Below are 19,118 nucleotides of genomic sequence, written 5' to 3'. Positions count from 1 at the left end.
CGCCCGTGGACCGGGACGACGAAACCGACAACGACTGAGTCGGCGTGAGCGTGCCCGGAGCGCACGCATACGATGTGCCCGAAGTCTCCGCTCCGACTCCGATCGATAGGGCCTGCAGAAGATGAGTCTCGCCAGCACCGCCGCCACCCTGGTCACTCTCGCCGAGGGCTCCGAGCACGGTGGCAGCCACCAAAGCCTCAGCCCCTACCTCACCGGTTTCGGCGCGCTCGGCGCGCTGCTCCTGCTGCTGTGGATCACCACCCGCTTCAACCGCGACCGCTGAGACGGATCCGAACGGCCGTGCCAGTAGGCTCTGCACGCATGGAACAGCAGGAAGTGCCTACGACCGGCCGCGGCAAACGCCGCCTCGGCGTCATGGGCGGGACGTTCGACCCGATCCACCATGGACACCTTGTGGCCGCCAGCGAGGTGGCGGCCCTGTTCCACCTCGACGAGGTGGTGTTCGTGCCGACCGGACAGCCGTGGCAGAAGAGCCACAAGGCGGTGTCGCCGGCGGAGGACCGCTATCTGATGACGGTCATCGCCACGGCTTCCAACCCGCAGTTCTCCGTCAGCCGTATCGACATCGACCGCGGCGGACCGACGTACACGATCGACACCCTGCGGGACCTGCGGGCGCTCAACACCGACTCGGACCTCTTCTTCATCACCGGGGCCGACGCGCTGTCCCAGATCCTCACCTGGCGGGACGCCGAGGAACTGTTCTCACTCGCGCACTTCATCGGCGTCACCCGGCCGGGTCACGACCTGACCGACGACGGGCTCCCCGAGGGCGGCGTCTCCCTCGTGGAGGTGCCCGCGCTGGCGATCTCGTCCACCGACTGCCGGGCGAGGGTCGCGCAGGGCGATCCGGTCTGGTATCTGGTGCCGGACGGTGTGGTGCGCTACATCGACAAGCGCCAGTTGTACCGCGGCGAGTGAGCCACGGAGAGGGGCACCGGTGAACGACCAGCAGAACCCGTACGACCCGTACTACCCGCAGCAACCGCAGATCATCGGCTACGACGAGTACGGGCAGCCGGTCTACCAGCAGCCCCAGCACGACCCGCAGGCCCACGGTTACGACGCGTACGGCCGGCAGTCCCAGGACCGGCACCGGTCGCAGCACCAGCCGCCGCAGGCGCCCCAGGGATACGGCTACGACCCCTACGCGCAGCCTCAGCAGCACATGCAGCACCAGCAGCAGTCGTACGACCCCTACGGCCGGCAGCAGCAGCCGCACCAGCAGCCCAGGGACGGCCACGGCTACGACGGCTACGGGTACGACACGGGACCGCAGGCCGCCGTCGACACGACCGGTCAGTGGAGCGTCCCGCCCCAGCAGCAGCCCGCCGGCCCGCCGCACCCCGACGCGCGGCGCGGCCCGGCCCCGGCCGAGCCGGACCGGGTCGCTCCCGCAGTGCCCGGGCAGCGCCGTCCCGCGGCCGGCGACGACGGGGACTACCGCACCGAGCAGTTCTCCTTCGTCGAAGAGCCGGACGAGGACTCAGAGGACGTCATCGACTGGCTGAAGTTCACCGAGAGCCGCTCGGAACGCCGGGAGGAGGCCAAACGCCGCGGCCGCAACCGGACCGTGGCACTCGTCGCCGTCCTGGCCCTCTTCCTCGCCGGTGGCGTCGGCTACCTCTGGTACGCGGGCAAGCTGCCGGGCACCTCCGACTCCTCAGGCGCTCAGACCGCCGCGTCCGGCCCGCAGAAGCGGGACGTGATCGTGCTGCACCTCCACAACACCAAGAAGAAGGGCACGTCGACCGCCCTCCTCGTGGACAACGCCACCGCCGGGCAGGGCACCACCGTCCTGCTCCCGAACTCGCTCTCCGTCGCCGACGACGAGGGCGTCGCCACCACCCTCGGCAAGTCCGTCGACGAGGACGGCACCACCGGCACGCGCGAGTCGATCGGCACCCTCCTCGGCACCCGGATCACGGGTACCTGGCGGCTCGACACCCCGTTCCTGGAGAACCTCGTCGAGCTGGTCGGCGGCATCGACATCACGACCGACGCCGTCGTGCCGGGAGCGAAGAAGGGCGAAGCGCCCCTGGTGAAGAAGGGCGAGAACCAGACGCTCAACGGCCGCATGGCCGTCGCCTACGCGACGTACCGCGCGCCCGGCGAGGCCGAGGCCAAGCAGCTGCAGCGGTTCGGCCAGGTCATGTACGGCGTGCTGCGGAAGATGCCGAGCGACGCCAGGTCCGCCACGGTGACCGTCGAGACCCTGGCCCAGATCCTTGACCCGTCGCTTCCGGAGAAGGACCTCGGGGCGTCCCTCGCGAAGCTCGCCGAGCACGCCAAGGGCGGCGACTACAAGACCGCGGTGCTGCCCGTCCAGGACGACGGCAGGCTCAGCCAGGAGGCGAGCGACAGCGTGGTGAAGGACATCCTCGGCGGCCGCGTCAGCGCTCCGGAGCAGGGCGCGGCGGTCCGGGTGGGCGTCCGCAACGCCAGCGGCGACGGCGACGCGACCGAGAGCACCAGGATCGTCCTGGTGAACGGCGGCTACGCGTTCGTGGACGCAGGCAAGGCGGACCCCGAGGCGTCCACGCAGGTCGTCTACGGCGACACGGCGCAGAAGCAGAACGCCGTCGAGGTCGCCAAGACCCTCGGCCTGGACGAGAGCGCGGTCGAGAAGGGCAAGGCCGTCCCGAACGCCGACGTGCTGGTCGTCCTCGGCCAGGACTACGAGTGACCCGACGGCGTCGGGGGCCGGGTGGCGGAGGGCGCCGAGGGCCCGGGTGATCCGGGCCCGCACGTCCGCGGTCGGGCGGGGCGCGGGGGTACGGAACGCTGCCGCTGCGGCCGGCCGCGTGGGTTGTCGGCGGTCCGTGAGATCCTGGGAGGGTCCCGCCCGCCGACGAAAGCCTGCTTGTGACCGCTACGGACCGTTCCCTCGAGCTCATCAACGTCGCCGCACAGGCGGCCGCGGACAAGCTCGCGCACGACATCATCGCCTACGACGTCAGCGATGTGCTGTCGATCACGGACGCATTCCTGCTCGCCTCCGCCCCGAGCGACCGCCAGGTCAAGTCGATCGTGGACGAGATCGAGGAGAAGCTGCTCAAGGAGCTCGGCGCCAAGCCGGTGCGCCGCGAGGGCGACCGTGACGCGCGCTGGATCCTGCTCGACTACGTCGACGTCGTGGTCCACGTCCAGCACAGCGAGGAGCGCGTCTTCTACGCCCTGGAGCGTCTCTGGAAGGACTGCCCCGAGCTTCCGCTTCCCGAGGACGCCGTGAAGACCCGGGGCAAGGCCGAGGAGCACGCCAGGCTCACCGGTGACGGCAGTGGATCGGACGGTGAGCTGAGCTGAGCCGTAGCGAAACCGGCACGGGCCGAGGCCGCCGCATCGTCCTGTGGCGGCACGGCCAGACCGCCTGGAATCTCGAACGCCGGTTCCAGGGTTCCACGGACATCGAGCTGACCGGGACCGGCGTCGACCAGGCACGCCGGTCCGCCCGGCTCCTGGCGTCGCTGAAGCCGGACGCGATCGTCAGTTCGGACCTCACGCGAGCGTCGACGACGGCCGAGCAGCTCGCCTCGATCACCGGTCACGAGGTCGTCCACGACTCCGCACTGCGCGAGACATACGCGGGCGTCTGGCAGGGCCTGACCCACGAGGAGATCGTCGAGCGCCACGGCGAGGAGTACGCCGCCTGGAAGCGCGGCGAGCCCGTCCGCCGCGGTGGGGGCGAACTGGAGACCGAGGTCGCCGACCGGGCCGCGCCGGTCGTGCTGCGCCACGCCGACAAGCTGCCCGACGGCGGCACGCTGGTCGTGGTCAGCCACGGCGGCACCATCCGCACGACGATCGGCCGGCTGCTGGGCCTTGAGGCCCACCACTGGGAGGGCCTCGGCGGCCTCTCCAACTGCTCCTGGTCCGTCCTCGGCGAGGGCGCCCGGGGCTGGCGGCTGCTGGAGCACAACGCGGGCACCCTGCCCGAGCCGGTCCTCGGCGACGACGACTGACCACACCGCACGGCAGCGGCAGCGTGGCGCCGGCTCGCCCCCGCGAAGCCCCGGGAACCCCTTCCGGGCCGCATCCGAGGGCGTTCCGGGACCGTCCGCGGCGGTGCCCACCGGCCCGTTCCGAGGGGCCGCGGAATCGCCGTGCGGCCGTTCCCGGGCGGTGTGCGCCCCGCCCCCGGACCCGTCCGGAGGCGCCCGGGCGGCCCGGGACCGGCCGGATTTCACTTTCCGGCTGGTCACAGGCTAAGGTTCTTCTTGTTCGCAGCGCGGAGCGCGAAGAACACAAGGGGCTATAGCTCAGTTGGTAGAGCGCTTGCATGGCATGCAAGAGGTCAGGAGTTCAATTCTCCTTAGCTCCACAAGCACCACCCACATCCCGTCCCCGCAGGGGGCGGGATTTCGTGTTTCACAGCCCGCCGGGCGCCCTCGCCCCGCCGGGGCGGTGATCTCCGGAAGGATGGCGGCACCGGTTCGCGGACGCCGATGACCCCCTCGCCCCGCCATGGCAGAATCGGGACGGCTGAAGGGGGATGACGGCCTGGACGGGAGGGAGAGGCGATGCCCGGAGGCGGCAACGAGGAGAACGACGACCGACTCCTCGCTGCGGACTCCCGTGCTCGCCTCAGCTGCCCCTCCTGCGGTTCGTCCCACGTTGCCCAAGTCCTCGGCGACAACGGAGGTATCTCGTACGTGTGCACCGCCTGCGGCCACAGCTGGAGCTGAATGATGGGTGCACACCGGAGGAAGTGCGACTGGTGCGGCAGCGGCACGCCGATCGTCCGTGACATGGACCCGGTCAACCCCGAGTACCAGTACTGGTGCGAGGAGTGCGCGCGGGCGCTGATCATAAAAGGCGACCCCATCGAGACCTACCGTGAGCTCGAGGGGGAGCCGATCTACGGACGGCTGCTCGACGAGCACTGCACGCTCAAGCGCTTCTACTCCTTCGCCACGGCCTGACCCCGCCGGGCGTTCGCCCCGTACCGCCGCGGTCCGGCCGGCACGGCGACGGCCGCGTACAGCCGAGGGCACCCATGTCGCCCGAGTGCGGGGCGAGTTCGGGCCGGTCCGGCCCGGCCCGTGCGGCTCCTTCCACGGCGCGTCGGCCCGCTCGCGGGCGGTCGTCATCACACGGCCCGGCGGGCGGTCGGCGCTCCCGCGACCAGCGCGAACAGCGCCGGTGTGAGTTTGGCCGCAGCGGCCGAACCGACGCAGCGGCCGATCCGACACCGCCCCGGCCCACCGACGGCCCTTCCGCCTTGCCGGGCGCCGACGTCCTGAGCACCCCTGGCCGGATCCGCCCCGCCGGCCCGAACGACAGGTGCAGGCGTCGAGGACGCGTGCGCCCAGCGGGCAGAGCCGAGTCTGCGCACGGAGCTGAGGCCATCGCGATCACGGTCACGAACGCGGACGCTCCGCCCATCTCGGTGCGGACCGGAAACGATTTGGTGAACCACCGGGGGGACCGTGTAATGTTCTCTGTGTCGCCGCGGGGGAGACCCGAGGAAGTGAAGCGGCTGACAGCAAGGGGCTATAGCTCAGTTGGTAGAGCGCTTGCATGGCATGCAAGAGGTCAGGAGTTCAATTCTCCTTAGCTCCACAGCAGCTCGTCAGAGCACGCAAAGAGGGCCATCCGATCGGATGGCCCTCTTTCGTATGTCAACCCTGGCCGCTGCCAAGCGCCTTGCGGTCGCCGCCCGGCGGCAGGGCAGGTTTGCTGCCCCGCGGTGCGGGGGCCTGCTCGATGCGCAGCGCCAGTGCCGGGCAGCGGCGCACGCCGCGCTGTGCGCGACCCCGCAGATGCATCGGAACCGCCGCCTCCGCCACGGAGGGGTAGCCGTCGGCCCCCATCCGGATCAGCTCGGGCACGATCTCCGCGCAGATGCCGTGGCCCTGGCACAGCGTCCAGTCCACTGCGAGCTTCTCACCGCTCGGAATGGACTCCTCCGCCTCCTGGCCGCCGGGACCGGGCAGCGGCAGCACGCCGACGGTCTCCCGGCCGCAGCCGCCGTGCAGGACGTGCGCGGCCAGGTCGTCCGTGAACGCAGACAGGGTCGATGAGAAGAACCTCGCGGAGCCGTCGGGGTGCTTGCACGCCCCCCGGCCCTTGACCGCCTGGGTGACCTCCCGCAGCGCCTCCAGGGCGGCCGGCCCGCCGCCGTTGATCACGTCCGACAGGCCGCCGGCCGCCGCGGGCAGACCGAGCTTGCACGGACCGCACTGGCCGGCCGTCTCGGCCGCGAGCCAGTTCGCGACGCGCTGCGCCTCACCGAGCGGGCAGGTCTCCTGGCCGATCGGGAGGATCGCGCCGGCGCCGAGCGCGCCGCCCACATTGGCCAGCGACTCCCGCGAGATCACGGCCTCGTGGGTCGCGGCGGCGTCGATCCAGTTGCCGTGGTAGCCACCGGTCAGCACGCCCTGGGGGACCGGCGGGGCGCCCGCGAGCTGCAGCACGTACCGCATCGGCACACCCGTCGGCACCTCGATCACCATGGGGCGGGCGACCGCGCCGGAGACCGTCAGCATCACCGTGCCCGGCTCGTTCTCCAGGCCCGTGTGGCCGTACCGTCGGGCCCCGATCCGGGCGGCCACGGCGAGCTGGGCGAACGTCTCCGCGTTGGACAGCAGCGTCGGCGCGCCCGCCACACCGGACTCCGCGGCGCGCTCCCGGCGGCCGGGAGGCAGCGCGGGGCCGCCGTTGATCGCCCGGATGATCGCCGAGGCCTCGCCGGAGACCATGCGCTCGGGGTTGCGCTGCACCCGCGCGCGCAGCTGCTGTCCCCGCCGGTCGGACAGGCCGCGCTCGGCCAGCGCCGCCCGTATGGATATCTCCGTTGAGTTGCGGGTCACCGCGACGATCAGGGTGCGTGCGCCCAGCGCCTCGGCGGCGAGCAGTGCCCCGTCCAGGATGAGGTGGGGCGCCCGGTTGACCATCACCGTGTCCTTGCGGCACGCCGGTTCGTCCTCGCTGGCGTTGATCACCACGACGGGCCGCACACCCCGCCGGATGGCCGCCTTGGCCACGGCCCGCAGCTTCTGGGCGAACGGGAAGCCCGCGCCGCCGCGGCCGCGCAGCGAGATGTTCTCGGCCAGCTGGGCCAGACGCTCGCCGCTCATGGGTTCGAGCGGGCCGTGCACCTTCAGGTGCATCGACAGGTCGAGACGCTCTACCAGGTCGAATCCCTGGGTGAGCTGCGGCAGGCCGACGACGCGGACTTCGGGGACATCGGGGAGGGGGGCGTTCACGGTCGTTCTCCTGCAGGTGCGTTCCAAGGTTCCCCGGCCGTGGGCGGATACAGCGGGCCGGGGGGCGGCTGGGCCTCGTCGAACGAGCCCTGGAAGGGCTCGGCGGTCGGGGAGCCGTCATAGCCGCCGGGGGTGCCGGCGGTGCCGTACGGGGAGACGGGGTCGTACCCGGCGCCCGGCGATGCCGCGTAGGGCTCGCTGTACGGGGAGGTCGTGCCGGTGTCGTACGGGGAGGACACGGGCGGTTGGGGGAGGGCCTGGGCCGGCGGCGGCGGGGAGGGCGTCGGCCAGCTCGCGGAGCGCGGCGAAAGGTCGTCCTGGACGACGGGCAGCTCCTCGGTCATGGGGATGCGTTCGGCGAACGGCACGTCCGCGGGGCGCCCCTGCGGCGCCGAGGGCACGCCGGTGCGCGGGGAGGCGTCACCCGCCCGGGAGACGGCGCGGTAGGCGGCGGAGATCCCCGTTCCGGGGCCGTCGCCGGACAGCGGCCCGCCGGTCGCCGGGCCGGCGCCGGGGAACGATCCCGTGGCCGCGGCCGGCTCGGACGAGGGGGCCGGTGCCGAGTCGTAGAGCTGCTGGGTGGCCTCGTACAGCTGCGGCGAGGGCGCGGCGAGCCGGCGCGGCTCGCCGCGGGAGGCGCCGAGCGGCTGCCCCAGCGGGGAGCCGAGCGGCGAGTCCAGCGGCCGGCCCAGCGGGTCGCCGAGGTCGCCTGCCCCGCGCGGGAACTCGCGCTCGAAGCGCGCCTGGGGCTGCGAGGGAATGCCGGACGTGCCCGGGAGGGGCGCCGAGGCCAGGTCGCGCACGCTCTGCTCGGCGGCTCCCGGGACATCGCCGGAGGCGCCGACCAGGTTCATGATGCGCTCGACGAGCTGCCGCTTCACCGGGCGCGGCAGCAGCCGCAGCGACACGGCGGCGGCGACTCCGGTCAGCGCCAGGCTGTACATGACGATCACCCAGCCGGCGGCGGGGCGGCCGGCGAAGAGGCCGTGCACGAGGGCGGAGCACCAGGCCGGGTAGGCCAGCATGTGCAGCGCCCGCCAGCGGCCCGCGAAGCGGCCGTTGCCGGCGAGTGCGCTGCGCGCGGCGCCGGTGGAGGCGGCGACCACCATCAGCAGACCGGCGAGCGAGCCGAAGCCGATCAGGCCGGACGTGCCGGTGATGCCGAGCCCGAACGGCACCAGGGCGCCGAGCAGTTCGACGTGGCCGAGCGACACCTTGACCGTGATGTGCAGCAGCAGGAAACCGAGCGAGGCGACGGCGGTGCTTCTGTGGATGGCCTGCGCGAGCAGACGGTGGCGCGTGGAGAGGAACACGCGGTCGGTGGCGATGAGTCCCCAGGCGACGGATGCGGTCAGGGAGACCAGGGACAGCACGCCGGTGGTGAAGTCCAGCGCTGCGCGGAAGGCATCACTGCCACCGATGGCGAGCAGGGGTATGAGCACGAGAGCGGCGACAATCAGTCCGCCCTGTGCCTGCCGGCTCATGCCCGGTTCACCGGGCGACGAACGGATCTTGCGACGAGGGTTCATGGGGGCTCCGAATGGTGCGGGAAAGCGGTCCCGTCGTCGCACTCTAAGTGGCGTCATACCAGTGGGTACGAGTTTTCGAGGTTTAGTGGTCAGCCTGACCGACAACTGACTCTGGGGTTGCCCCGGATAGGGGTGATACGCCGAGTAACTCGGGTCGTCCGAAACGGTTCTTCACTCCGGTGGGCGATGCTCTTCACTCACCGCGCGGGACTCCGCCGCCCTCCGGGAAGCGCTCCGGCGGGACGGCGGAAGCCTGGCAGGCCACACATCCGGGGCCCTCGCGTCCGGTTCCGGACCGGGTCCCTGAGCGGCGTTCCCGCCGGTCCTCGGGGCTTCCGCCCGTCCCCGCCGGACGGACACTCTGTGCGGCGGGAAGATGGCCTGCTGTACCCTGGCGCCATGCGTGCCGTACGCCTTCTGCTTAGCGAGCCGCGCTGATCAGTCCCGACCGGTGATCACTCGGTCGGAATCGGCGCGGCGTCCCCTCCTGTGCGAGGGGATTTTTCGTTTCAGGCAATCGCGGGCAGAGACGATCGATGGAGCTTTAAGGATCATGAGCGAGACGAATTCCTCCCCTGTGGCCTCCGGCACGGGTGGGGCCCCCTCCGCCGAGGCGGCCGCACCCCACCGCTACACGGCGGCCATGGCCGCCGACATCGAGGCACGCTGGCAGGACTTCTGGGACGCCGACGGCACGTACGAGGCACCCAACCCGAGCGGTGATCTGGCCGGGGACGCGGACGTCGTGGCACGGCCCAAGAAGTTCATCATGGACATGTTCCCGTACCCGTCGGGTGCGGGACTGCACGTCGGCCACCCGCTGGGCTACATCGCCACGGACGTCTACGCCCGGTACCAGCGGATGACCGGCCACAACGTGCTGCACACCCTGGGCTTCGACGCGTTCGGCCTGCCCGCCGAGCAGTACGCCGTCCAGACGGGCACGCACCCGCGCGTGTCCACCGAGGCGAACATCGAGAACATGAAGATCCAGCTGCGCCGGCTGGGCCTGGGGCACGACAAGCGGCGGTCGTTCGCGACGATCGACCCCGACTACTACAAGTGGACCCAGTGGATCTTCCTGCAGATCTTCAACTCCTGGTACGACGAGAGCGCGGGGAAGGCCCGCCCGATCGAGGACCTGGTCGCCCAGTTCGAGAGCGGGGAGCGTGCCACGCCGACCGGGCGCCCCTGGAGTGAGCTGAGCGCCGTCGAGCGCGCCGACGTCCTGGGCGGCCACCGCCTGGCGTACGCCTCGGACGCGCCGGTCAACTGGTGTCCCGGGCTGGGCACCGTGCTGGCCAACGAGGAAGTCACCGCCGACGGCCGCTCCGAGCGCGGCAACTTCCCGGTCTTCAAGGCCAACCTGCGCCAGTGGAACATGCGCATCACCGCCTACGCGGACCGGCTGCTGGACGACCTGGACGCGCTGGACTGGCCCGAGGCCATCAAGCTGCAGCAGCGCAACTGGATCGGCCGCAGCGAAGGCGCCCGCATCGACTTCACCGTCGACGGCGACGACGACGCCCGCATCACGGTCTTCACCACCCGTCCCGACACCCTGTTCGGCGCCACCTACATGGTGCTGGCGCCCGAGCACGACCTGATCGACTCGGTCCTGCCCGCCGAATGGCCGGAGGAGGCCCGGGGCAAGGACGCCTGGACCGGCGGCGCGGCCACGCCCGCCGAGGCCGTCGCCGAATACCGCAAGCAGGCCCAGACCAAGAGCGACGTCGAGCGCCAGACCGAGCACAAGGACAAGACCGGTGTCTTCACCGGCGCGTACGCCGTGAACCCGGTCACCGGGACGCGCATCCCGGTCTTCGTGGCCGACTACGTGCTGATGGGCTACGGCACCGGCGCCATCATGGCCGTCCCCGGTCAGGACGAGCGCGACTGGGAGTTCGCCGAGGCGTTCGGCCTGCCGATCGTCCGCACCGTGCGCCCCCCGGAGGGCTGGGAGGGCGAGGCGTTCACCGGACAGGGCCCGGCGATCAACTCCGCGAACGACGAGATCTCCCTGGACGGCCTGGAAGTGGCCGAGGCCAAGTCGAAGATCACCGAGTGGCTGGTGGCCAAGGGTATCGGCGAGGCGACCATCAACTTCCGGCTGCGTGACTGGCTGTTCAGCCGGCAGCGCTACTGGGGCGAGCCCTTCCCGATCGTCTACGACGAGGACGGCGTGGCCCACGCGCTGCCCGAGTCGATGCTGCCGCTGGAGCTGCCGGAGGTCGACGACTACTCGCCGCGCACCTTCGACCCGGACGACGCCGACACCCAGCCCGAGACCCCGCTGTCGCGCAACGCGGAGTGGGTCGACGTCGAGCTGGACCTGGGCGACGGAGTCAAGCGGTACCGCCGTGAGACCAACACCATGCCGAACTGGGCCGGTTCGTGCTGGTACGAGCTGCGCTACCTGGACCCGCACAACGCCGACAAGCTGGTCGACCCGGAGGTCGAGCGGTACTGGATGGGCCCCCGCGAGGGACAGCCGCACGGCGGTGTGGACCTGTACGTGGGCGGCGCCGAGCACGCCGTGCTGCACCTGCTGTACGCCCGCTTCTGGTCCAAGGTGCTGTACGACCTGGGACACGTCTCGTCCGCCGAGCCGTTCCACAAGCTGTTCAACCAGGGCATGATCCAGGCGTACGTCTACCGCGACGCCCGCGGCTTCCCGGTGCCGGCCACCGAGGCCGAGGAGCGCGACGGCAGGTTCTTCCACGGCGACGAGCCCGTCAGGCGCGAGCTGGGCAAGATGGGCAAGTCCCTGAAGAACGCGGTCACCCCGGACGAGATCGCCGCCGAGTACGGCGCCGACACCCTGCGCCTGTACGAGATGGCGATGGGCCCGCTGGACGTCTCCCGCCCCTGGGACACGCGTGCCGTCGTCGGCCAGTACAGACTGCTGCAGCGACTGTGGCGCAACGTCGTCGACGAGACGACCGGCGAGGTCACGGTCGTGGACGGGGAGCCGGACGAGGCGACCCTGCGCGCCCTGCACAAGGCCATCGACGGCGTGGGCCAGGACATGGAGGCGATGCGCTTCAACACCGCCATCGCCAAGATCACCGAGCTGAACAACCACCTGACCAAGACGGGCGGCCCGGTCGCCCGCTCGGTGGCGGAGCGCCTGGTGCTGCTGATCGCGCCGCTCGCCCCGCACATCGGCGAGGAGCTGTGGCGCCGGCTGGGCCACTCCGGCTCGGTCGTGCACCAGGACTTCCCGGTGGCGGACCCCGCCTACGTCGTGGACGAGACCGTGACGTGCGTCGTGCAGATCAAGGGCAAGGTCAAGGCCCGCCTGGAGGTCTCGCCGGCAATCGCGGACGCCGAACTGGAGGCGCTGGCCGTGGGCGACCCGGCGGTCGTGGCGGCCCTGGGCGGTGCGGGCATCCGCAAGGTGATCGTGCGGGCGCCGAAGCTGGTGAACATCGTCCCGGCGTAGCCGGCCCGGTCCGAGTGCCGGGGCCGGCGGCCGGCCCCGGCCCCGGCCCCGGCCCTGATCTTTCCCCTACGGGCAGGTTGGGGGTTCCGCTGGAACCCTCGGCCTGCCCGTTCCGTTTACCGTGGGAGGACACACCGCATACGACTCGGAGGGGCGCCCATGGAAGCCGTCATCCTGATCCTGGCGCTGCTCTTCGTCGCCTTCGTGGCGCTCGGGGTGTATGTGAGCGTCAAGGCGATCGGTGCGGCCAAGCGAGGCGTGGACCGCACGATCAGCCAGGCGCGGCGCAGCGTGGAGGACACGACGCTGCGGGCGAAGAGCTTCGGGCAGGTCGGCGTGGCCGGCGAGCTGGCCCAGCTGAGGCTCCGGCTGCGCACGTCGATGCGGGCCACGCAGGACGCCCTGCAGGCGGGCGTGGCCGAGGACGCGTCGCTGCGGGAGTCGATCGGCCTCTTCGAGCGCCTCAGCGTGCACGGGCGGGAGCTGGACGACGAACTGCGGCGCCTGGAGCGCGAGCCGGATCGCGCCAGGACCACGGAACTGCTGCCGCAGTTGCGCGAGCGGGTCGAGCGGATCACCCACTCCGCCGAGTCCCTGCGCTGGGCGGCCCGGGACCGGGCGCGCTCGTTCGCCGAGGACGACCTGGAGTCGTTGACCACCCAGATCGACGTCGAGGCGGGAGCGCTGCGCGACTGGTCGCGCAGCGAGCCGGTGTGGCCCGATCCGGCCGCGGAGCCCTCGCAGGCACCGGCACAGGGGCCGCAGACGTCCTCGGCACAGGCACCGCAGCCGTCGGCGACCGCGGCGGGACCGGAGCAGGCACCGGGTGAACCGGAGCCGGAGACGGGCTCCCAGGAGCCCCGGGCGATCCCGGCGCGGGACCCGCGCCTCGGCATGAGGTACTCGTGGGAGAAGTCCGCCCGCCCGGAGACCACGAACTAGGGCCAGGGCGTGTTGCGGAAGTAGCTCCGGCCGCCCGCGGGGGTGGGGCCTGGGGCGGCATCGCGGGCAGCCGGGGCGGACCGGCCGCCCTGCGGACGCGGTTCGACGGGTGTCACACGCTCGGCGCTGGACAGCGGACCTGCCCCGGACGGAGGCTGTCCGCGGAACGGAAGCGTGTGGTCGGGCGGGGTCGGGCTGCCGAGCGGCGGCCCCTGCGGGTAACCTCCCGCTCATGTCCCGCCATGTCGCGATCGTCACCGATTCCACGGCCTACCTGCCGCCGCAGACGATGGAGTTGCATGGCATCACCGCGGTGCCACTGACCGTCGTGCTGGGCAACCAGGCCCTCGAGGAGGGCACCGAGATCTCCGCCCGCTCCCTCGCACAGGCGCTGCAGAAGCGCCGAGCCGTGACCACGTCCCGGCCGAGCCCGGAGACCTTCGCGGCCACCTACAGGGCCACCGCGGAAGCCGGAGCGACCGGAATCGTTTCGCTGCATCTCTCCTCCGAGTTCTCCGGCACCTACGACGCGGCGGTCCTGGCGGCCCGGGAAGCACCCGTCCCGGTCCGTGTGGTCGACACCGGAATGGTCGCGATGGCGCTGGGGTTCTGCGCCCTCGCCGCCGCCGAGGCGGTGGACGCCGGCGGCTCCCTCGACGAGGCCGTGGCGGCGGCGGAGAAGCGGGCCGCGGGCACGTCCGCGTTCTTCTACGTCGACACCCTCGACTATCTGCGCCGCGGCGGCCGTATCGGCGCCGCCCAGGCCCTGTTCGGGTCCGCGCTCGCGGTGAAGCCGCTGCTGCAGCTGGAGGGCGGCCGGATCGAGCTCAAGGAGAAGGTGCGCACGGCTTCCAAGGCGATCGCCCGGCTGGAGGAGATCGCAGCGGAGCGCGCCGGCACGGGCCGGGTGGACATCGCGGTGCACCATCTCGCGGCACCGGAGCGGGCGTCCGTACTGGCGGAGCGGCTGCGGGAGCGGGTACCGAACCTCGGAGAGCTGCATGTCAGCGAGGTGGGCGCGGTGATCGGCGCGCACACGGGGCCCGGACTGCTGGGGGCCGTGATCTCACCGAGGTGAGGACGCGGGGCCGGGGCGTCGCGGCGCACGTGGACCGCCGTGTGTTCGGCCCGGTCCTGACTCGAAGCCGGGGCCTGTCGGGCGCCGGTGCCGCTCGGTCCTGCCGCTCGTCCGGCCGGGCTCGGTGAGCCCCTCCGATCACTCCGGCGAGTGACGGAGTTTTCCACAACGATCCGGTTGTCCACCGGAATTGGGGCCGCTCGGCACGGACGCGCTCAGATGCCTACCGTCGGGTGGCATGACTCACCGATCACGCTCTGCGACCAGCGGCCCGGGCCGTGCGCCTGCCTCGGACAGCCGCGTACGCCACCGCAGGCAGCGGCTGCGCACAGGGAGCCGCCCGGTGCCGGCCTCGTCCACGCCGTCGGCGCCGGTCGGAGCGCCCTCGTCGGCCGCTCGGTTGCGCGCCCACGCCCTCTTCCGGACGTCGGAGGCGCCCCAGGAGGCGACCGGTCCGCCCGGGCGCCCGGAGCCGGCCTCCGGGCCGACAGCGGCGCCGGGCCGTCCGGAGACCGGACCCGACGGGGAGGAGTCCACCGCTCCGGCCGGGCAGGGGCGTCGCGGGTCCGTGCCGCCGCCCGGTTCGCGTCACCCCTCACGGCCGGGGCGGGCGAGCGGTGACGGGCTGTCGCTGCGTGAGCGGACACGGCTGGCCCTGGGGGAGCGGATGCCGGCGTGGGTGCGGCTGCGCTGCGGGCTGGAGCCCAAGACGCTGGCTGCTCTCGCGCTGGTCCTGGTCCTGGGCGTGGGCTTCGCCGTGCAGCACTTCCGGGCCGGGCGACCGGAGCCGGTACGTGCCCCGCAACTCGTCGGGGAGGTCCCTCCGGCACCGGAGGTGACCCGGCCCGCGCCCTCGCCGGGCCCTGCGCCCGCCCAGGAGCCAGCCGGGCGCATCGTCGTGGATGTGAGCGGCAAGGTCCGGCGGCCGGGCGTCCTGCGGCTCCCGGCGGGGTCCCGGGTCGCCGACGCACTGCGGGCGGCGGGCGGGGTGAAGGCAGGCACCGACCTCACCGGCCTCAACCGGGCGCGGGTGCTCATGGACGGCGAGCAGGTGACCGTGGGAGTCCCGCAGCCTCCGGGCGGGGCGGCGCCGGGCGCGCCGGGGCTCACGGGCGGCGGCGCACCGGGCGCTGGGCCACTGAGCCTCAACACCGCCACGGCGGAGCAACTCGACACACTGCCGGGTGTGGGCCCGGTGCTCGCCCAGCACATCGTGGACTACCGCACCGAGCACGGCGGCTTCCGCTCGGTCGACGAACTCCGCGAGGTGACGGGGATCGGCGACCGCCGTTTCGAGGACCTGCAACCGCTGGTGCGGCCATGACCCGGGCGGCGGATCCACCTGAGGCAGGGCCGGAGGCGGCCGAACCCCCAGAGGAGCGCCCGGCCGATCTGCGTCTGGTGCTGCCCGCGCTGGCCGCCTGGGGCGCCGCAGCCCTCGGCCTGACGGTACGGCCGCCCTGGCCGGGCGTGACGGTGCTGGTCTGCCTCGCCACGGCGGGTGCGCTCCTGTTGTCCCTGACCGTCCGGGTGGCCCGCCGGCGGTCCTGGCGGGGCGCCGGCAACAGGGTCGCTGCCGCAGCGGTGCTGCTCTGCACCGCCGCCGGTACGGCCGCGGGCGCGCTGCGCGGCGCGGACCTGTACCGGGGGCCGGTTCCCGAGGCGGCGCGCCAGTACGGCCCGATCACGGCCGAGTTGACCGTCGCCGCCGATCCGCGCACGACACGGCCGCGGATGTGGGGTGATCGGGCGGCACCGACCGCCGTCCTGCTGGAGGCACAGGTCGTCCGGGTCACCACGCCGCACGGGGAGTCCACGGACACCAGGGCCCCGGTCCTGGTGATCGTCCGGCCCGAGGCGGCGGCCGGAGCGTGGCTGAGGCTGCTGCCGTCGACCCGGCTCGTGCTCGCGGCCCGGGCGGAGCCACCGGCGGAGGGAGAGGGCAGGTTCGCGGCCGTGCTGAGGGCGCAAGGCACGGGGCCGCCCCGGATCACCGGGCCGCCGTCCACGGCGCAGCGTGTGGCGGGGGACCTGCGTGCGGGGCTGCGGCAGGCGACCGAGGAACTGCCGGCGGACGCGCGTGCGCTGCTTCCCGGACTCGTCGTCGGCGACACCTCCCGGGTCGGGACCGAGCTGCACGAGGCGTTCAAGGCGACCGATCTGACGCACCTGCTGGCGGTGAGCGGAAGCAATCTCGGCATCGTCCTGTTCCTGCTCATCGGCCCTCCGGGCAGCGCAATCAGGGCGGAACGAGGCGGTCTGGCCCCACGGTTGGGCATCTCGCTGCGCGCGACCGCGCTGTTCGGCGGTGCCCTCACCCTGGCGTTCGTCGTCGTGTGCCGGCCGGAACCAAGTGTGCTGCGCGCCGCGGCGTGCGGGGCGATCACCCTGGTCGCCATCGGCACCGGCCGGCGCCGATCACTGCTTCCGGCGCTGGCGGCGGCCGTGCTGCTGCTGGTGCTCTGGGATCCCTGGTCGGCACGCACCTACGGCTTCCTGCTCTCCGTCCTGGCCACGGGCGCGCTCCTCACCCTCGCCCCGCGCTGGAGCGCGGCGCTGCGGCAGCGCGGGATGCCGGGACGTCTGGCGGAGGCCCTCGCCGCGGCCGCGGCGGCGCAGACGGTGTGCGCGCCTGTCGTGGTCGTGTTCGCCGAGCGGGTCAGCCTCGTGGCGATTCCCTGCAATCTCCTCGCCGAGCCGGCCGTTGCGCCGGCCACGGTGCTCGGGTTTGCGGTGCTCGCCACAGCCTCCGTGTCGATACCGGCCGCCGAGCTGCTGGCGCGGTGCGCCGGCTGGCCGGTGGAGTGGATCGCCCGAGTCGCCCGCACCGGGGCCGGTCTGCCCGGGGCACAGGCCGAGTGGCCCGGCGGCGTGCGGGGCGCCCTGCTGCTGACCGCCGTCACAGCCGTGGGGATGCTGATGGTGCGCAGGCTGGGCCGGCGCCCCTGGCCCGCCGTGGGATGCGCACTGCTACTCGTACTCGTCGTCCTGCGACCGCCCCCGCTGACCAGGATCATCACCGGATGGCCGCCGCCGGGCTGGTCGTTCGCCGTGTGCGACGTGGGCCAGGGCGATGCCACCGTACTGGCCGCGGGCGAGGGGGCGGCCGTGGTCGTGGACGCCGGGCCGGAGCCTGCACTCACCGACCGGTGCCTGCGCGAACTGGGCGTCAGGAGGGTACCGCTGCTCCTGCTGACCCACTTCCACGCCGACCACGTGGCGGGGCTGGCCGGCGTCCTGCGGGGCAGAACCGTCGGCGCGATCCAGACGACGGCCCTCGAAGAACCGCGTGACCAGGCCGAGTTCGTGCGCCGGACCGCCAAGACCGCGGGAGTGCCGCTGATCCGACCCGGGCAGGGGGAGCGACGGCGCACGGGAGGGCTCGGCTGGCAGGTGCTGTGGCCTGCTCCCGGTCCCGTTCCGGGACTCGGTGCGAAGCCGGGGGAGCCGAACGACGCGAGTGTCACCCTGCTCGTGCGCACGGACACCGGTGTATCACTGCTGCTTCTCGGGGATCTCGAACCGCCGGCGCAGCGAGGGCTCATACGGGCGCACCCTTCCCTCCCGCGCGTGGACGTCCTCAAGGTGGCCCACCACGGGTCGGCCTTCCAGCACCCCGCTCTGCTCGCCGCGGCCCGGCCGAGGCTGGCGCTGATCTCCTGCGGCCGGGGCAACCCCTACGGGCATCCGTCGCCCCGGACGGTCGCCGCCCTGCGATCCCAGGGCGCGCTGGTGATGCGCACCGACACGGACGGTGCGATCGCCGTCACGGGATCCGGCGCGAGCCTGCGTGCCGTGGCTCGGGGCACCAGGACGCCGAGGGCCCCGTGAGCACCTTGCCGCGGCCAGGGAGATCCGCGGGCCCGGTGCTTCGATCGCGCGGCGGGAACCCGACCGCAGGGTCGGTCGGTCAGCCTTCCGGAAGCCCCGGCCCGGCCTCCGCCCGGTTCCGGCTGCGGTCGCTGCGATCTGCGGTCGGTTCGGTCTGCGGTCGGTCCGGGCCGGGTTCGCTGCGATCTGCGGTCGGTTCGGTCTGGGGTCGGTCCGTCCGGGGTCGCCGGTCGGGCGGTGGCTTCCGATCAGTCCAGCCAGCGGCCGTCCCGCATCAGCAGGCGGTCACGCTGCTCGTTCTCCTCCCGCCATGCCTTGACCGTGCGCGGGGTGATCCGGAGGAAGACCCACTGGGCGCTGCCGCGTGGGTCCCAGCCGAGCTTCGCGGAGAACGCGTCCGCGGAGGCGGGTGCCACCGCATCGCTTTCCACCGTCTCGGCCGAGCCGGCGATGTGCACCACGTCCGTGGCATGGCCGACGGTGACGACGGCTTCGCCGCGCGGGGTCAGATTGCGCGCGGTCGCGGCGTCGCGCCGGGTGCACATCAGCAGCGTGCCCCGGTCCCACAGGAACCACAGGGGCACGAGAGTGGGAACGCCGTGCGCCGATGCCGTGGCCACCCAGGCGTCGCGGTCCCCGGCCAGCCGGTCGAGGGCGTCCTGCCTGCGCTGAGTACGGCTCCGGGCCGGCGCGAAGTTCGTCATGGCCCGGAACGGTATGCGGAGCGGGAGTCGCCGCGCGTCGGGCAGCGGACCGATATGCCTCCGACCGGCGTCCTAGGTGTTCTGTCCCGGGAGGTTGTGGACGGGTGATGCAGGTCTCGGCTGAGGGATCTTGAAATGGGTGAGGGCCTTCTGGCCTGGTGTGGATTGCGACATCTGCACCGGCGACCAGAAAGGCCCTCGTGCCCCACCGTAATGCACCCCTGACCGAGACCGGACGGCTGCGTCTGGCCCGCTGCGTGGTCGAGGACGGCTGGCCGCTGCGCCGGGCGGCCGAGCGTTTCCAGGTCTCGCCGACCACGGCCCAGCGGTGGGCGGACCGCTACCGCAGGTTCGGCAAGG

General features: G+C 72.7%; 15 protein-coding genes and 2 tRNA genes. 14 read left to right on the top strand and 3 right to left on the bottom strand.

Annotation, left to right across the window (positions count from 1 at the left end; translation table 11 throughout):
- Window positions 1-121 precede the first annotated feature (121 nt).
- The 8 genes from BLT82_RS37125 to BLT82_RS12160 all read left to right on the top strand — a co-directional run bounded on the left by BLT82_RS37125 (window position 122) and on the right by BLT82_RS12160 (window position 5,583).
- Entirely contained in the window at window positions 122-283 is a 162-nt protein-coding gene (locus tag BLT82_RS37125; protein WP_093653951.1) for a hypothetical protein, read from the top strand.
- Window positions 284-321: 38 nt separating this feature from the next.
- Window positions 322-942: a nicotinate-nucleotide adenylyltransferase gene (gene nadD, locus BLT82_RS12190; protein ID WP_093653950.1), complete on the top strand. Its 621-nt coding sequence runs from the start codon at window positions 322-324 to the stop codon at window positions 940-942.
- Window positions 943-961: 19 nt separating this feature from the next.
- Entirely contained in the window at window positions 962-2,707 is a 1,746-nt protein-coding gene (locus tag BLT82_RS12185; protein ID WP_093653949.1) for an LCP family protein, read from the top strand.
- Between the two features lie 179 nt (window positions 2,708-2,886).
- On the top strand, window positions 2,887-3,327 hold the full coding sequence (gene rsfS, locus BLT82_RS12180; protein WP_093653948.1) for a ribosome silencing factor: 441 nt from the start codon (window positions 2,887-2,889) through the stop codon (window positions 3,325-3,327).
- Window positions 3,324-3,983 carry a histidine phosphatase family protein gene (locus BLT82_RS12175; protein ID WP_093653947.1) on the top strand — a complete coding sequence of 220 codons (660 nt, stop codon included), beginning with the start codon at window positions 3,324-3,326 and terminating at the stop codon, window positions 3,981-3,983. The genes rsfS and BLT82_RS12175 overlap by 4 nt, the downstream gene beginning before the upstream one ends.
- Before the next feature lie 286 nt (window positions 3,984-4,269).
- Window positions 4,270-4,342: transfer RNA gene (locus tag BLT82_RS12170), tRNA-Ala, on the top strand.
- A gap of 367 nt (window positions 4,343-4,709) precedes the next feature.
- The gene (locus tag BLT82_RS12165) at window positions 4,710-4,943 is read left to right on the top strand and encodes a hypothetical protein (protein ID WP_026277450.1); all 234 of its coding nucleotides are present in this window, start codon (window positions 4,710-4,712) and stop codon (window positions 4,941-4,943) included.
- Between the two features lie 567 nt (window positions 4,944-5,510).
- Window positions 5,511-5,583 (top strand) — tRNA-Ala (locus BLT82_RS12160).
- A 59-nt stretch (window positions 5,584-5,642) separates the two neighbouring features.
- Here BLT82_RS12160 and BLT82_RS12155 read toward each other — a convergent pair.
- Together BLT82_RS12155 and BLT82_RS12150 are read right to left on the bottom strand one after the other, a co-directional pair.
- On the bottom strand, window positions 5,643-7,229 hold the full coding sequence (locus BLT82_RS12155) for an NADH-quinone oxidoreductase subunit NuoF family protein (protein ID WP_093653946.1): 1,587 nt from the start codon (window positions 7,227-7,229) through the stop codon (window positions 5,643-5,645).
- Window positions 7,226-8,713, bottom strand: coding sequence for a ferric reductase-like transmembrane domain-containing protein (locus BLT82_RS12150; RefSeq protein WP_093653945.1), 1,488 nt, complete (start codon window positions 8,711-8,713; stop codon window positions 7,226-7,228). Before BLT82_RS12150 ends, BLT82_RS12155 begins: the two co-directional genes overlap by 4 nt.
- A gap of 598 nt (window positions 8,714-9,311) precedes the next feature.
- Between BLT82_RS12150 and leuS the strand changes: the two genes are divergently transcribed.
- The 5 genes from leuS to BLT82_RS12120 all read left to right on the top strand — a co-directional run bounded on the left by leuS (window position 9,312) and on the right by BLT82_RS12120 (window position 18,054).
- Window positions 9,312-12,203 carry a leucine--tRNA ligase gene (gene leuS, locus BLT82_RS12145; protein WP_093653944.1) on the top strand — a complete coding sequence of 964 codons (2,892 nt, stop codon included), beginning with the start codon at window positions 9,312-9,314 and terminating at the stop codon, window positions 12,201-12,203.
- A gap of 159 nt (window positions 12,204-12,362) precedes the next feature.
- Window positions 12,363-13,145 carry a hypothetical protein gene (locus BLT82_RS12140; RefSeq protein ID WP_093653943.1) on the top strand — a complete coding sequence of 261 codons (783 nt, stop codon included), beginning with the start codon at window positions 12,363-12,365 and terminating at the stop codon, window positions 13,143-13,145.
- Window positions 13,146-13,377: 232 nt separating this feature from the next.
- Window positions 13,378-14,223 (top strand): DegV family protein, encoded by an 846-nt coding sequence (locus BLT82_RS12135; protein ID WP_093653942.1) that lies wholly within the window; start codon window positions 13,378-13,380, stop codon window positions 14,221-14,223.
- A gap of 667 nt (window positions 14,224-14,890) precedes the next feature.
- On the top strand, window positions 14,891-15,547 hold the full coding sequence (locus BLT82_RS38675; RefSeq protein ID WP_093653940.1) for a helix-hairpin-helix domain-containing protein: 657 nt from the start codon (window positions 14,891-14,893) through the stop codon (window positions 15,545-15,547).
- The gene (locus BLT82_RS12120) at window positions 15,544-18,054 is read left to right on the top strand and encodes a ComEC/Rec2 family competence protein (protein WP_093653939.1); all 2,511 of its coding nucleotides are present in this window, start codon (window positions 15,544-15,546) and stop codon (window positions 18,052-18,054) included. The genes BLT82_RS38675 and BLT82_RS12120 overlap by 4 nt, the downstream gene beginning before the upstream one ends.
- A 248-nt stretch (window positions 18,055-18,302) precedes the next feature.
- Here BLT82_RS12120 and BLT82_RS12115 read toward each other — a convergent pair whose 3' ends face one another.
- Entirely contained in the window at window positions 18,303-18,758 is a 456-nt protein-coding gene (locus tag BLT82_RS12115) for a pyridoxamine 5'-phosphate oxidase family protein (protein WP_093653938.1), read from the bottom strand.
- Window positions 18,759-18,958: 200 nt separating this feature from the next.
- Between BLT82_RS12115 and BLT82_RS12110 the strand changes: the two genes are divergently transcribed.
- Window positions 18,959-19,118 (top strand): helix-turn-helix domain-containing protein (locus BLT82_RS12110; RefSeq protein WP_143041492.1); only part of this gene is annotated, 160 nt, incomplete at its 3' end.

Origin of the sequence: Streptomyces wuyuanensis (assembly GCF_900103455.1) — a bacterium.
Classification (GTDB): domain Bacteria; phylum Actinomycetota; class Actinomycetes; order Streptomycetales; family Streptomycetaceae; genus Streptomyces; species Streptomyces wuyuanensis.
Note: the sequence above shows the minus strand (reverse complement) of the source record. Positions and strands in the feature narration are given on the sequence as shown.

Bases quoted from the DNA above. Each gene is read 5' to 3' on its own strand.
- BLT82_RS12165 (WP_026277450.1), top strand. From the start codon at position 4,710: ATGGGTGCACACCGGAGGAAGTGCGACTGGTGCGGCAGCGGCACGCCG.
- leuS (WP_093653944.1), top strand. From the start codon at position 9,312: ATGAGCGAGACGAATTCCTCCCCTGTGGCCTCCGGCACGGGTGGGGCC.
- nadD (WP_093653950.1), top strand. From the start codon at position 322: ATGGAACAGCAGGAAGTGCCTACGACCGGCCGCGGCAAACGCCGCCTC.
- BLT82_RS12150 (WP_093653945.1), bottom strand. From the start codon at position 8,713: ATGAGCCGGCAGGCACAGGGCGGACTGATTGTCGCCGCTCTCGTGCTC.
- BLT82_RS37125 (WP_093653951.1), top strand. From the start codon at position 122: ATGAGTCTCGCCAGCACCGCCGCCACCCTGGTCACTCTCGCCGAGGGC.
- BLT82_RS12120 (WP_093653939.1), top strand. From the start codon at position 15,544: ATGACCCGGGCGGCGGATCCACCTGAGGCAGGGCCGGAGGCGGCCGAA.
- BLT82_RS38675 (WP_093653940.1), top strand. From the start codon at position 14,891: ATGCCGGCGTGGGTGCGGCTGCGCTGCGGGCTGGAGCCCAAGACGCTG.
- BLT82_RS12140 (WP_093653943.1), top strand. From the start codon at position 12,363: ATGGAAGCCGTCATCCTGATCCTGGCGCTGCTCTTCGTCGCCTTCGTG.
- BLT82_RS12115 (WP_093653938.1), bottom strand. From the start codon at position 18,758: ATGACGAACTTCGCGCCGGCCCGGAGCCGTACTCAGCGCAGGCAGGAC.
- BLT82_RS12135 (WP_093653942.1), top strand. From the start codon at position 13,378: ATGTCCCGCCATGTCGCGATCGTCACCGATTCCACGGCCTACCTGCCG.